The organism is Streptomyces davaonensis JCM 4913 (assembly GCF_000349325.1).
In the GTDB taxonomy this organism is placed as follows: domain Bacteria; phylum Actinomycetota; class Actinomycetes; order Streptomycetales; family Streptomycetaceae; genus Streptomyces; species Streptomyces davaonensis.
Genome location: NC_020504.1, coordinates 2,064,932 through 2,078,737, shown reverse-complemented (window position 1 = coordinate 2,078,737; position 13,806 = coordinate 2,064,932). Strand labels below are relative to the sequence as shown.

The 13,806-nt window shown below is 72.2% G+C and carries 10 protein-coding genes; 4 read left to right on the top strand and 6 right to left on the bottom strand.

Annotated features, from left to right (window positions below; all coding sequences use genetic code 11):
• Positions 1 to 7: 7 nt before the first annotated feature.
• Complete coding sequence (locus BN159_RS09135; RefSeq protein WP_231905596.1) at positions 8 to 1,288, bottom strand: glycosyltransferase family 39 protein; 1,281 nt, start codon at positions 1,286 to 1,288, stop codon at positions 8 to 10.
• A gap of 319 nt (positions 1,289 to 1,607) precedes the next feature.
• Here BN159_RS09135 and BN159_RS09130 point away from each other — a divergent pair, with 319 nt between their 5' ends.
• Together BN159_RS09130 and BN159_RS09125 are read left to right on the top strand one after the other, a co-directional pair.
• Positions 1,608 to 4,955 (top strand): nSTAND1 domain-containing NTPase, encoded by a 3,348-nt coding sequence (locus tag BN159_RS09130; RefSeq protein WP_015656656.1) that lies wholly within the window; start codon positions 1,608 to 1,610, stop codon positions 4,953 to 4,955.
• Positions 4,956 to 5,013: 58 nt separating this feature from the next.
• On the top strand, positions 5,014 to 5,715 hold the full coding sequence (locus BN159_RS09125; protein WP_015656655.1) for an SDR family oxidoreductase: 702 nt from the start codon (positions 5,014 to 5,016) through the stop codon (positions 5,713 to 5,715).
• Between the two features lie 47 nt (positions 5,716 to 5,762).
• Here the strand turns inward: BN159_RS09125 and BN159_RS09120 are convergent, their stop codons facing one another.
• Positions 5,763 to 6,599 carry an aldo/keto reductase gene (locus BN159_RS09120; RefSeq protein WP_015656654.1) on the bottom strand — a complete coding sequence of 279 codons (837 nt, stop codon included), beginning with the start codon at positions 6,597 to 6,599 and terminating at the stop codon, positions 5,763 to 5,765.
• 202 nt (positions 6,600 to 6,801) lie between these two features.
• On the opposite strand from BN159_RS09120, the gene BN159_RS09115 reads away from it, so the two are divergent.
• On the top strand, positions 6,802 to 7,584 hold the full coding sequence (locus tag BN159_RS09115) for a hypothetical protein (RefSeq protein WP_015656653.1): 783 nt from the start codon (positions 6,802 to 6,804) through the stop codon (positions 7,582 to 7,584).
• 13 nt (positions 7,585 to 7,597) lie between these two features.
• Here the strand turns inward: BN159_RS09115 and BN159_RS09110 are convergent, their stop codons facing one another.
• On the bottom strand, positions 7,598 to 9,424 hold the full coding sequence (locus BN159_RS09110) for an AMP-dependent synthetase/ligase (protein WP_041818995.1): 1,827 nt from the start codon (positions 9,422 to 9,424) through the stop codon (positions 7,598 to 7,600).
• Positions 9,425 to 9,646: 222 nt separating this feature from the next.
• Positions 9,647 to 10,510, bottom strand: a complete 864-nt coding sequence (locus tag BN159_RS09105) for a LysR substrate-binding domain-containing protein (protein WP_015656651.1) — start codon at positions 10,508 to 10,510, stop codon at positions 9,647 to 9,649.
• A 160-nt stretch (positions 10,511 to 10,670) separates the two neighbouring features.
• Between BN159_RS09105 and BN159_RS09100 the strand changes: the two genes are divergently transcribed.
• Positions 10,671 to 11,678 carry a bile acid:sodium symporter family protein gene (locus BN159_RS09100; RefSeq protein ID WP_015656650.1) on the top strand — a complete coding sequence of 336 codons (1,008 nt, stop codon included), beginning with the start codon at positions 10,671 to 10,673 and terminating at the stop codon, positions 11,676 to 11,678.
• Here BN159_RS09100 and BN159_RS09095 read toward each other — a convergent pair.
• Positions 11,614 to 12,837, bottom strand: coding sequence for a DUF4185 domain-containing protein (locus BN159_RS09095; RefSeq protein WP_041818992.1), 1,224 nt, complete (start codon positions 12,835 to 12,837; stop codon positions 11,614 to 11,616). The two genes, BN159_RS09100 and BN159_RS09095, sit on opposite strands and share 65 nt — an antisense overlap.
• Before the next feature lie 120 nt (positions 12,838 to 12,957).
• Positions 12,958 to 13,806, bottom strand: coding sequence for a formate dehydrogenase accessory sulfurtransferase FdhD (gene fdhD, locus BN159_RS09090; protein ID WP_015656648.1), 849 nt, complete (start codon positions 13,804 to 13,806; stop codon positions 12,958 to 12,960).

Sequence of the window (13,806 nt, the reverse complement as noted above, 5' to 3'; positions counted from 1 at the left end):
GCGCAGCTCAGCAGTTGCCCGGCCGGGCGTGGACCGTGATCCGCGCCCCCTGGAGGGTGCGGGTGCCGCACTCCACGAAGTACCGGTCGAGTACTCGGCGTTTGGTGATCTCCTGGGCGGTCCGGTCGACCGGCTGCCCGGCGGGATCGCGCAGCGTCACGACCCGGTCCGTCGCGAGCAGCCGGTCGCGGATCTCGGCCGCGGGCACCTCGGTGCCGTACAGCGTGTGCGAGTCGGCCGGGGACCGCTCCAGGGCGAGGTCCCGCATGCCGTGCAGGGCGGCCGGGTCGGTCAGGGTCCACACCCGGCGCCGGGACGGCATGAACACGATCGCGTCGGCGTCGGTCTCCCGTACGGCACGGGCGATGGCGGTGACATCGTCGGTACGGCTCCCGGGCGTGCGCAGATCCAGGGTCGTCGGCAGCAGCGCGGCCACGGCGGCCACCGCGGCGACACCCGTGACGATCGGCACCGGCACGGCCCGCGCCCGGAGCAGCCGGTCGAGGGCGGCGCCGATCAGCAGGGCCGTGCCGAGGTGGCCGAAGAGGACGTAACGGTCGACGTACAGCGGCTTCAGCGGGGAGAGCAGCAGCAGCGTCAGGGCGGGCAGTACCAGCAGGGGGAGCGCGAGCCGGGGCAGGGGGCCCTTGGCGATCACGGCGCACGCGGTCCCGAGCAGCGCCACCCCGGCGAAGCCCAGAATCGCCCCCGCCCCCGGGCCGCCGATCCAGCCGACCTGCTCCGACTGGCCCATGCTCAGGACGGCCAACGGGGTCAGCCCGGCGCCGACCGCGCAGATCGCCGTCAGCCCGGCCCGGCGGGCGGGCCGGGGCAGCGCCACCAGGTGCGCGAGCGCCGCGAGCACCGCGAACTCGTGCAGCAGGCAGGCCGACAGCAGCACCGCACCGTACCCGGCCCAGGCCCGGCGGCGCCCCGACCGCATCGCGCCGAGCAGCAGGTACGAGGCCCAGGCGACCAGCGCGCACACCAGCGCGTAGCTGCGGCCCTCCTGCGCGTACCTCTGCACCGGCGGCAGCAGCGCGAACGCGATCCCGGCGAGCAGTCCGGCGCGGGCTCCGGCCAGCCGGTGCCCGAGCAGCGCCACCAGCCCGCTCGCCGCGGCCGCCGCCAGCACCGAGGGCAGCCGCATGACGAGCAGTGGGTCCAGATCGCCGGAGATCTCGAACAGGCCGTGCAGCACCAGGTAGTACAGGCCGTGCACGGCGTCGGCCTGAACCAGCGTCCCCGCGAGGTCGGGCAGCGAGCGCCGCGCCATGTCGTACGTCACCGCCTCGTCCCGCCACAGGCTGCCGCCGCGTCTGACGCCCCACAGGCCGAGGGCGAGGCTGAGGACGACCGGCAGCAGGACCGCGACGGCGGAGAGGCGCGGCCCGGGACGGCCGACGCGGACGCGCGGGCGCGGGTCGGGCAGGAGGACGGACTCGGGTACGTGTGCGGTGGCGATGGCCGGCTCCGGTGCGTGAGGGGAGAGGCGTGCACCGTCGAGTCCAGACGTCAGGGCGTTGTTGGGCAGCCCCGATCCGCGGTGCCCAACAATTCGCCGGGGGCCGGTGGTTAGCTTGACGGGGGCGAACGGGGAGACGGGGATGGGACGACGGGAGAAACCACTGGACCCCGGAGAGGGTCCGGTTCAGCGGTTCGCGTACGAACTGCGCAAGCTGCGCGACGAGACGGGCGGTCTGACCTACCGCGCGATGGCGCAGCGCGCGGGCTACTCGGCGCCCACCCTGGCCGCGGCGGCGGGCGGTGAACGGCTGCCTTCGGCGGCGGTGCTCACGGCGTACGTCACCGCGTGCGGCGGCGACCCCGAGGAGTGGGCGGGGCGGTTGCGGGAGGCGCTCGCCGAGACCCGGGTCCCGGACGGCCCCGAGGACGGCGGCGGTCCCTATCCGGGCCTGGCCCGCTTCGGCACCGGCGACGGCGACCACTTCCACGGCCGGGACGACCTGATCGCCGAACTCCTGCGCCTCACCGCCCGCACTCGGTTCGCGGCGGTCGTCGGAGCGTCGGGCAGCGGCAAGTCGTCGTTGCTGAGGGCGGGTCTGATTCCGGCGCTGCGGGCTGTCGACCCCGTCGAACACCGGCCCGCCGTCATCCGGTTGCTCACCCCGGGTCCCCATCCCGCCAAGGCCCACGAGGAGTTGTTCACTCCGCACGACGGACCCGGCGACACCCTCCTCGTCGTCGACCAGTTCGAGGAGCTGTTCACGCTCTGCACCGAGCCGACCGAACGGGAGCGGTTCCTCGGGCGGTTGCTCGGTGCCACCGACCCCGCCTCGCGACTGCGCGTGGTGATCGCCGTGCGCGCCGACTTCTACGGCCGCTGCGCCGAGCACGGTCCGCTCGCCGAGGCGTTGCGGGACGCGGCGTTGCTGGTCGGGCCGATGTCACCGCGTGGGTTGCGCGAGGCCGTGGTCCGGCCCGCCGCCGCCCGCCGACTGGTGGTCGAGCGGGCTCTCACGGCGCGGATCGTCGCCGACGTCACCGGAGAGCCCGGCGGACTGCCCCTGATGGCACACGCCCTGCGCGAGGTCTGGCGCCGCCGCTCCGGCAAGGCCCTCACCCTCGCCGCCTACGAGGCCATCGGCGGAGTCCACGGCGCCGTCGCGCACACCGCCGAGGCCGCCTACGCCCGCTGCACCCCCGCCGAGGCAGCCGCCGCCCGGGCCCTGCTGCTGCGCCTGGTCCAGCCCGGCGACGGCACCGAGGACACCCGCCGGCCCGTCGCCCGCACGGAGTTGGATGCCGACGCCACGACCACCGAGGTGCTCGAACGCCTGGTCCGCGAGCGCCTGTTGACCGTCGACGGCGACACCGTGGAGCTGGCCCACGAGGCCCTGATCGGCGCCTGGCCCCGGCTGCGCGGCTGGGTCGAGGAGGACCGCGAACGCCTCCGCCTGCACCGACGGCTCACCGAAGCCGCCCACACCTGGGCCGAGTTGGGCGGCGACGCGGGCGCGTTGTACCGGGGGATACGGCTGACGGAGGCGCAGGACGCCTTCGGTGACGGGGCCGAACTGAGCGGTGCGGAAAGGGACTTCCTGGCCGCGAGTGTCGCCGCCCACGAGGGCGCCCGGCGCTCCGCGACCCGGGCGGCCCGCAGGCTGCGCGCCCTGACCGGCGCCCTTGCGGTGCTGCTCTGTCTGGCCGTGGTCGCCGGGGTGGCCGCCTGGCGGCAGAGTGGGGTCAGTTCCCGGCAGCGCGACGAGGCCGAGGCCCGCCGGGCCGCCGAACTCGTCGACACCCTGCGGGACACCGAGCCACGCACCGCGATGCGCCTCGCCCTCGCCGCCTGGCGCACCGCCGATCTCCCCGAGACCCGCACCGCCCTGCGCACGGCCGCGGCCCAGAGCGAACAGGACGCCTTCGTCCAGCCCGAGGAAGGCGGCCGCGCCCTCAACGCGCCCGCGTGGCTGAGCCGGGACGGCCGGATCCTGACAACGGTCGTGCGCGACGAGGCCGTTCAGTGGGATGTGCCGAGCCACCGGCAGCTGAGGTCGGTGCGGCTCGACGGGCTCTCCGAGGGTGTGGTCGACGTCAGCGACGACGGCCGCCGCGTCGCCTACCGCACCCCCGGCAGTCGGAACGGCCTGGTGATCGCCGGGCTCGCGGACGGCAGCACACACCGGCTGCCGACCGGCCCGTGGACCGACACGGACGTCGCCTTCGGCAGAGGCGGCGAAACACTTCTCCTGCGGCGGCTCAACCGCGACGCAGCCGACGGACGGGCGACCCTGGAACTGTGGGACGCCCGCGAGGAGCGGCGTCTCCTGCGCTACGACCGGGGCGACGACGACGGCGCCCTGCCGGTGCTCAGCCAAGACGACCGGCACCTCGCCTGGTGCGCCCAGGACGGAACACGGCTACGGGTCCTCGACGGCGACGAGGGCCGCCTGGTCACCGGGAACATCCCGGAGGCGACCGAACAGGCCCTGTGCGCAGGGGAACTCACCTTCACGCCCGACGGTCGGGCCGTGGCCTCCGCTTCACCCGAAGGGATCGTCACCTGGGACTTCAGGGCCGGTCGGGAGCGCCCCCGGCTGCCGGTCGCGGGCGGCGTGAACCGCGTGGAGTTCGCCGACAGCTACGCCCTGGCCTGGGGCTCGGGCTCCTTCACCCTGTGGCGTACGGACCTCCCGGCCCCCGCGGACGACGGCCCGCGTGAGCCGCTGCTGACCTACCCCGTCGCTGGTCAGACGATCGGGGACCTCAGGCTCGACCCCGCCCAGGGCGTCCTGCGCTACCGGGAAGGCGGCCGGACCAGCGTCGTACACACCCTCTCGCTGCATGGACTCATGGACGACACCTGGCACTCGCGGGCGGCGCAGCGTGCACCGCGCACCGGCTTCGCCGGTACCGAGACACTCGCCCGCGACCCCGACGGGCGCACTGCGCTCACCGCGGAGGGCGTGTTGGTGGATACGAAGACCGGCGAACCGCGCCCAGAAATCAAGGGAGTTGAGGGGGAGGACTACCTGCGCGCGGCCGCCTTCAGCCGCGACGGCCGATTCCTCGCCGTCGCCGATCTCAAGGGCCGGGTCACCCTGTGGGACAAGCACACCTGGCGCCGGACAGCGGTCCTCAGGGCGGCCGGGTCCACGGCGCGCGACGAGACCCTCGCGTTCTCCGCCGACGGCTCCCTCCTCGCGGCGAGCGCACCCGACGGTTCCGTGCACGTCTGGGAGACGGCCACGCCGAGTCTGCCGCCCGCCGTGCTCCCGGCCGGGGACAGCCCGGTGCTCGCCCTGAGTATCACCGCCCACGACGGCACCCTGCGCGTCAGCACCCCGCATCTCGCCGGGCGGCTCCTGCCGTTGGCCCCGGACCGAGCCGCGGCCACCGTGTGCGACCGGGCCGGCGGCGGGCTGACGCGGGCGCAGTGGAACCGCTACTTCCCCTCGGCCGGGTACCGCTCCACCTGCGCAGGGGCTTGACTTCGAGAATGCTCCAACTGATGAACTCCCCCTCACGGAACACCAACAGGGGGTAACCATGACCGACTCACCGGTCGCGCTCATCACCGGCGGCGGGAGCGGCATCGGCGCCGCGGCTGCACGGCAACTGCTGGACGCCGGGCACCGGGTGGCCGTCACCGGCCGTGGCGAGGCGCGGCTTCGGGGCTTCGCCGAGGAACTCGGGGACCCCGAGGGCCTGTTGACGATCGTCGGGGACGCCTCGGACTACGAGCAGATCAAGGGCGCCGTGGAGACCACGCTGAAGGAGTTCGGCCGGATCGACACGGTCGTCGCCAACGCGGGCATCGCCACCCATGACTCGGTCGCCGAGGGGGACCCGGCGGGCTGGCCGGAGATGATCCTCACCAACGTCCTCGGACCGGCGCTGCTCATCCGGGCCTCGATCGACGCCCTGAAGGAGACCCGGGGCCGGATCGTCCTGGTCGGCAGTGTCGCCGGGTTCGTGCACACGCCGGGCAACCTCTACGGCGCGACCAAGTGGGCGTTGACGGGGCTCGCCGAGAACACCCGCCGTGAGGTGACCGAGTGGGGCGTCGGCGTCACGCTGATCGCGCCCGGCCGGGTGGAGACGCCGTTCTGGGACAGCAACGGCAGCCTGCCGCCCGGCCATCTGCTCACCGCGGACCAGCTCGCCGACTCGATCGTCTGGGCGATCCGGCAGCCGCACGGGGTCGACGTGAACACCATCGTCGTACGGCCGATCGGGCAGCCCAACTGACGCGTGTGGGCGGCCCGTCGGCCGGGCCGCCCACATATGACGGTGTCTCAGCCGATGTCGAACGTCGCCGGGTTCGGGCCGATCCGCCGGTCCTCGTTGAGGGCGCTGATCGCGGCCAGGTCCTCGGTGTCGAGGGTGAAGTCGAAGACGTCGATGTTCTCCCGGATACGGGAGGGGGTGACGGACTTCGGGATGACCACGTTGCCGAGCTGGAGGTGCCAGCGCAGCACGATCTGGGCCGGGGTGCGGTTGTGCTTCTGGGCGATGGCCACGATCGCCGGGACCTCCAGCAGGCCCTTGCCCTGGCCCAGCGGCGACCAGGCCTCGGTGTGGATGCCCTGCTCCCCGTGGAACTCGCGGGAGGCGCGCTGCTGGAGATGCGGGTGCAGCTCGATCTGGTTGATCGCCGGGACGATCGACGTCTCGCCCAGCAGCCGCTCCAGGTGCTCGGGCAGGAAGTTGGACACGCCGATCGCCTTGACGCGGCCGTCGGAGTACAGCTTCTCGAAGGCCTTGTAGCTGTCCACGTACTTGTTCTTGGACGGCAGGGGCCAGTGGATGAGGTACAGGTCGATGTAGTCCAGGCCCAGCTTGGCCAGCGAGCTGTCGAAGGCGCGCAGGGTGGAGTCGTACCCCTGGTCCGCGTTCCAGAGCTTGGTGGTGACGAAGACCTCGTCACGGGGGATGCCGGAGGCGGCGATGGCCTTGCCGGTGCCCTCCTCGTTGCCGTAGATCGCCGCTGTGTCGATGCTGCGGTACCCGGCCTCCAGCGCGGTGCCGACCGCCTGCTCCGCCTCGTCGTCCGGCACCTGCCAGACACCGAAGCCCAGCTGGGGCATCTCGACGCCGTTGTTGAGGATGATCGGGGGGACCTTGCTGCTCACGAGCTCTTGATCCTTACGGTTGTCGTCAGGTGGTACTACATATCGTCAACGATCACGGGCCGTGCTGCATTCCTGTTCGGTGAATCAGTCCGGACCATTGACCGTGGACCGTCATACCGGGACTCTCTAATGGCGCCATCGGACGTAATGGTGAACTGCGTCCATGTACGTGAACCCCCCACGATGTCATGAGGGAGCAGCCATGAACCCCACTCGCAGGACCCTGCTCGGCGCCGCCCTCGGCGGTGCGACCGCCGCCGTCGGTCTTCCCGCCACCCCCGCACAGGCCGCCTCCTGGCAGCTGAAGTGGTCGCCGTCGGCGAGCGCCGACGGGCTCGGCGCCTTCGAGACCATCGAGGACGACCGCGCCGACTCGCACCCCGCAGGACAGCCGCACATTCGCACCGAGGGCGCCAACTGGCGCTTCAACATGCACATGGTGGACCGGGACGCCTCCACCGACCGCCAGCGCCAGGAGGTCACCGGCCTGCGCACCTCGTCCGGGACCCATCTGCGCTGGCTGCCCGGACAGACCTGGCGGATCACGTACTCGATGTACATCCCGAGCTCGCTGAAGGCCACGACCAGCTTCACGCACATCATGCAGATGAAGCAGCCCGGCACCGGCACCCAGCCGATCGTCGTGCAGTCGCTGCGCCGGGTCGACGGGGTGCAGACCATCGAGCTCAAGCTGCACATCGCGAACATCCTCGTCGGCCGCACCCCGCTCGCGCCGCTGCACAACTCATGGACCGACGTCGACTTCCAGATCAAGGTCGGCGACGGTACGTCGGGCTCGGTGCGCTGGATCCTGCGCCAGGGCGGCACGACGCTGATCGACCGGTCACGGACCGGCGTGGACACCTTCCTCGCCGACCGGGTGCGCCCGAAGTGGGGCATCTACCGCTCCCTGGGCGACACTTCGGGCTCGCTCCAGGACTGCCACATGCTGCTCGGCAATCTGCGCGGCTACCAACTCGTGTGACCCGCCGCCCGGTTCAGGCCGTGTACAGCGCCTCGACCTCGCCCGCGTAGGCCTTCTCGATCGCCTTGCGCTTCAGCTTCAGCGACGGGGTGAGCAATCCGTGCTCCTCGGTGAACGGCTGGGCGAGGATACGGAAGGTCCGGATCGACTCGGCCTGCGAGACGAGGGTGTTGGCGGCGACCACCGCCCGCCGCACCTCCGTCTCCAGGTCGGCGTCCGTCACCAGCTGGGCCGGGCTCATCAGCGGCTTGTCCCGCATGCTCAGCCAGTGCTCGACGGCCTCCTGCTCCAGCGTGACCAGGGCCGCGACGTACGGGCGGTCATTGCCGACGACGATGCACTGGGCGACCAGCGGATGGTCCCGGACCCGCTCCTCCAGCACTCCGGGCGAGACGCTCTTGCCGCCCGAGGTCACCAGGATCTCCTTCTTGCGCCCGGTGATGGTGAGATAGCCGTCCTCGTCCAGCGCGCCGAGGTCGCCGGTGGCGAGCCAGCCGTCGTGCAGGGTCTCGTCGGTGGCCTTGGGGTTGTTCAGATAGCCCTGGAAGACATTGCCGCCGTTCAGCCAGATCTCGCCGTCGTCCGCGATGTGCACGGTCATTCCGGGGATGGGCTGCCCGACGGTGCCGTAGCGGGTGCGCTCGGGCGGGTTGGCGGTGGCCGCCGCGGTCGACTCGGTCAGCCCGTAGCCCTCGTAGATGTGCACGCCCGCGCCCGCGAAGAACAGGCCGAGCTTGCGGTCCATCGCCGAGCCGCCGGACATGGCGTGCCGGATCCGGCCGCCCATCGCCGCGCGCATCTTGCCGTAGACGAGCTTGTCGAAGAGCTGGTGCTGCATCCGCAGGCCCGCCGACGGTCCGGGGCCGATGCCCCAGGCCTTGGCCTCCATGGCGTCCGCGTACCTCACGGCCACGTCGACGGCCTTCTCGAAGGCGCCGGCCCGGCCCTCCTTCTCGGCCTTGCGGCGGGCGGCGTTGAAGACCTTCTCGAAGATGTACGGCACGGCGAGGAAGAACGTCGGCCGAAACGCGGCGAGGTCGGGCAGCAGCGCGGCCGCGTTCATCTGCGGCTGATGGCCGAAGCGGACACCGCCGCGGATCGCGGCGACCTGCACCATCCGCCCGAAGACATGCGCGAGCGGCAGGAAGAGCAGGGTCGCCGCCTCGTCGCCCTTCTTGGAGTGGAACACCGGCTCCCAGCGCTCGATGACGGTGTCCGCCTCGAACATGAAGTTGCCGTGCGTGATGACACAGCCCTTGGGGCGGCCGGTGGTGCCGGAGGTGTAGATGACGGTCGCGACCGAGTCCGGGGTGACCGCCTGGCGGTGCCGGTGCACCACGTCGTCGTCGAGGTGGGCGCCCGCGTCGTACAGCTCCTGCACGCAGCCCGCGTCGAGCTGCCACAGCTCGCGCAGGTGCGGCAGCCGATCGATGACGGTGGCGATGGTCATCGCGTGGTCCTCGTGCTCCACGATCGCCGCCGTCACCTCGGCGTCGTAGAGCATCCAGAAGCACTGCTCGGCCGAGGAGGTCGGGTAGATCGGCACCACCTGGGCGCCGATGGTCCACAGGGCGAAGTCGAACAGGGTCCACTCGTAGCGGGTGGGGGACATGATCGCGACCCGGTCGCCGAACCGGACGCCCCGGGCGAGCAGCCCCTTGGCGAGGGCGAGCACCTCGTCGCGGAACTCGGCGGCGGTCACGTCCCGCCACTGCCCCGTCTCGTCCTTGCGGCCGAGCGCCACGTGCGCCGGGTTCTCCTGGGCATGCTGGAACACCACGTCGGCCAGTCCGCCCACCGGCGGTGCCAACGCCAACGGAGGGTTGGTGAACTCGCGCAAACCCCGCTCCCCGCTCCTTTGCCCCGTCATCGGTGACGCTCCGCGCTGGCCGTGAAAGCTACCCGACCCTCCGGCAGGACGGGAGGGGGTGAAATACCGAACGAGGTCCGGGCCGCCGCTGAACCGTCACCGAAAATGCACGCACATGGGGAAGGGTCGGACAGAAAGCCGACGGTTGAGTAAGTTTCCGCGCCGTAATCTCCACCGAATCTGTACGACCGATCAGCGGCGGTGCAATCGGTCACCGCCCGCGAGGATCGCCGCGGCCAAGGCGTCCGCAGCGCCCTGGGCCGCCGGGCGGCGTCGGCCGTGGACCAGGACGAAGTCCACCCTGCCCAGCTCCGGGAGCCCCGACCGCTCCGGCATCCGGACCAGACCGGGCGGGATCAGGCCGCGGGAGTGGGCCATCACACCCAGGCCCGCCCGCGCCGCCGCGATGAGGCCGTTGAGGCTGCCGCTGGTGCATACGATCCGCCACTGGCGGCCCTGCCGCTCCAGGGCCTCCAGGGCGAGGGCGCGGGTGATGCCCGGCGGCGGATAGACGATCAGCGGCACCGGCCGGTCCGCCTCCAGGCGGAGCCGCTCGGCGCCGATCCACACCAGCCGGTCGCGCCAGACCGGCTCGCCCCGCGGGTCCTCGGGGCGCCGCTTGGCGAGGACGAGGTCCAGCTTCCCGGCGGCCAGCTGTTCGTGCAGGGTGCCCGAGAGCTCGACCGTCAGCTCCAGGTCCACCTCGGGGTGCTCGTAGCGGAAGCCCTCCAGGATCTCCGGCAGCCGGGTCAGGACGAAGTCCTCCGAGGCGCCGAAGCGCAGCCGGCCGCGCAGCCGGGTGCCGGTGAAGAAGGCTGTCGCCTGCTCATGGACCTCCAGGATCCGCCGCGCGAAGCCGAGCATCGCCTCGCCGTCCTCGGTCAGCTCCACGGAGTGGGTGTCCCGGGCGAAGAGCTGTCGGCCCGCCGCGTCCTCCAGGCGCCGCACATGCTGGCTGACCGTCGACTGCCGCAGGCCGAGCCGCCGGGCGGCCTGAGTGAAGCTCAGCGTCTGGGACACCGCCAGGAAGGTCCGCAGATGGGAGGGGTCGTACACCCCTCAAGGCTATCGGGGAACGTGATGACAGTCAGAGTGGTGTGCGGGATTCCCGATCGCGAGGGCGCGGAGGACGATGGAGAGGGCACGACCGTGCCCGAGAACCGGACGTACAGCGAAGTAGTGGAGCACAGTGAAACGCCTGCGTTGGCCGCGTTGGATGCCGATCGACCCGTACATCCTGCTGCTGCTCGGGACAGTGGGCCTGGCCGCGCTGCTGCCGGCTCGCGGAACGGGCGCCGACGTGGCCGACGGCGCCGCCACCGCCGCCATCGCCCTGCTCTTCTTCCTCTACGGCGCCCGGCTCTCCACCCGTGAGGCGCTGGACGGACTGCGCCACTGGCGCCTCCACCTCACCGTCCTGGCCTGCACCTTCGTCATCTTCCCGCTGCTGGGCCTGGCCGCCCGGGGCACGGTCCCGGTCCTGCTGACCGACCCGCTCTACCAGGGGCTGCTCTTCCTCACCCTGGTGCCCTCGACCGTCCAGTCGTCGATCGCGTTCACCTCGATCGCCCGCGGCAACGTGCCCGCCGCGATCTGCGCGGGCTCGTTCTCCTCGCTGGTCGGCATCGTCGCCACCCCGCTCCTCGCGGCGAGCCTGCTCGGCGGCAACGGCGGCGGGTTCTCGGCCGACTCCCTGCTGAAGATCGTGCTGCAATTGCTGGTGCCGTTCCTGGCCGGTCAGGTGCTGCGGCGCTGGATAGGCGGATTCATCCTGCGGCACAAGAAGTTCCTCGGCCTCGTCGACCGCGGCTCCATCCTCCTCGTCGTCTACGCCGCGTTCAGCGAGGGCATGGTCGCGGGCGTCTGGAACCAGGTCAGCCCCGCCAGGCTCGGCGGACTGATGGCCGTGGAGGCCGTGATCCTCACCGTCATGCTGCTGCTGACCTGGTACGGCGCCAAGGCGCTGCGCTTCAACCGCGAGGACCGGATCGCCATCCAGTTCGCGGGCTCCAAGAAGTCCCTGGCCGCCGGACTCCCCATGGCGAGCGTCCTCTTCGGCGCCCACGCCGCGCTCGCCGTGCTGCCTCTGATGCTCTTCCACCAGATGCAGCTCATGGTCTGTGCGGTCATTGCCAAGCGGCGCTCCCACGACAAGGAGCTCAACCCCCCGGCCCCAGTCGCAGAGTCACGAATCGCGGTCGGTACAGGGACACGTTCCGGCTGAGGTTGGCGGCGGCGCCGGTGGTCTCCAGCCAGTTGACGTCGTAGCTCAGCACCACCCGCCCGTCCTCGCTCAGCTCCGGATGGGTCTGCGGGTTGTACGCGGCCACCTGTCCCTGCGGCAGGGACGGGCTGAAGTCCTTCGTCGGCCCGTGCCAGGGCCCGGTCGGCGAGCAGGCCCAGTAGGAGGTCACGGTCGTCAGTCCGTCCCCGCCCGCCGCCATCGTGAACAGCACATACGTCGGCCCGTCGCGCACCACCGAGAAGGCGCTGCCCACGCCCGTGCGCCGCCCGTCCCCGAGCACCGCGCGCGGCCGGACCCCCGCCGCCCACTTCTTGCCGTCCCAGTACTCCCAGGCGGCCGGATCGGCGAGCCCGCCCTCCGGCACCCGGGCCACATAGGCCCGCGAGGCCGGGCGGGACACGGCCCGGCGGTCGTCGCCGCCGAAGACGTACGTCCACCCGTCCCGCTCCACCAGCGTCGTGCCGAACAGCACCCGCCGGGAGGGATCCGCGACGAGCTGCTGGTCGAAGACCTTGACCGTGGACTCGACCCGCAGATCGGGCAGCGAGAGCGTGGCGACCTCGGTGGCCGCGGGCACCCCGTAGATCCACGGTGCCTGCCCCGCCGTCCGCACCCACAGCACCACCCGCAGCACCTGCTCCGGGGAGCCGGGCCGACGGGGCTCCACCCGGGCCGCGACCGGCCAGCGCCACTGCCCCGGCGCCGGATCGGCGAACAGGGGAGCGGGCAAGGTGCTCTCCAACCGCCCGTCCCGCATCACCACGGCGGAGTTGCGCACCATCGGCGCCGAGGTGTCCCGCCAGGCGTAGGACTCGCCGACCGGGTTGGGCGGCCCGTACACCTGCCCCAGATAGGTGTCCGAGAACAGCCACAGCACCCGTCCGTCCGGCAGCCGCACCGAGTGGGTGCCGTCGCCGCCCGTCCAGTCGTCGGTACGCGCGGCGTCGTCGCCGTAGCGGGCGAACTCCGAGGTCAGCCGCTCATCGGCGGCCCAGGCCCGCACCGTACGAGCCGCACAGGCGCCGTCCGTCCCGTCGTCCTCCGGGAGGACGGTGAGCAGCACGGCCCCGAGAACCAGGGCCAGCACCAGACCGATCCCGGTTCCCGTCCGTCGTATCACCGGCACGTCGGAGGACACCCTCCGGGACGCTAGTGGTCCGGGCGCCGCTGGTCCATGGGGCGAAACGGCGGGACCCCGCGGCGCAGGGGGCGCTCCCCGCCGTCAGGGTCCCGCCGCCGTGTTCGCGGGGTGACCGCCTCAGCCCTGGGCGGCCGCGGCCCGCAGGGCGATCCGGTCCTCGCCCGCGTACACGTTCATGGAGGAGCCCCGCAGGAAGCCCACCAGGGTCAGGCCCGTCTCCGCGGCCAGGTCCACCGCGAGCGACGAGGGCGCCGAGACGGCTGCCAGGACCGGGATCCCCGCCATCACCGCCTTCTGTGCCAGTTCGAAGGAGGCCCGCCCGGACACCAGCAGGATGGTGCGGGACAGGGGCAGGTCGCCGTTCTGGAGGGCGCGGCCGACCAGCTTGTCGACCGCGTTGTGCCGGCCGACGTCCTCCCGTATGTCGAGCAGCTCGCCGTCCTCGGTGAACAGGGCCGCCGCGTGCAGCCCCCCGGTCCGGTCGAAGACCCGCTGCGAGGCGCGCAGCCGGTCGGGGAGGCTCGCCAGCAGCTCGGGTTCGACGCGGACCGGGGGAGTGTCGGCGATGGGCCAGCGGGCGGTGGTGCGGACGGCGTCGAGGCTGGCCTTGCCGCACAGGCCGCAGGAGGACGTCGTGTAGACGTTGCGCTCCAGGGTGATCTCCGGGATCAGCACGCCCTGCGACGTCTTCACGTCCACCACGTTGTAGGTGTTCGAGCCGTCCGCCGTGGCGCCCGCGCAGTACACGATGTTCTGGAGGTCCGCCGCCGCGCCCAGCACCCCCTCGCTCACCAGGAACCCGGCGGCGAGGGCGAAGTCGTCCCCCGGCGTCCGCATGGTGATCGCGAGGGGCTTGCCGTTCAGCCGGATCTCCAGGGGCTCCTCGGCGACGAGTGTGTCCGGCCGGGTGGAGACGGCCCCGTCCCGGATCCGGAGCACCTTGCGTCGTTCCGTGACTCGTCCCAT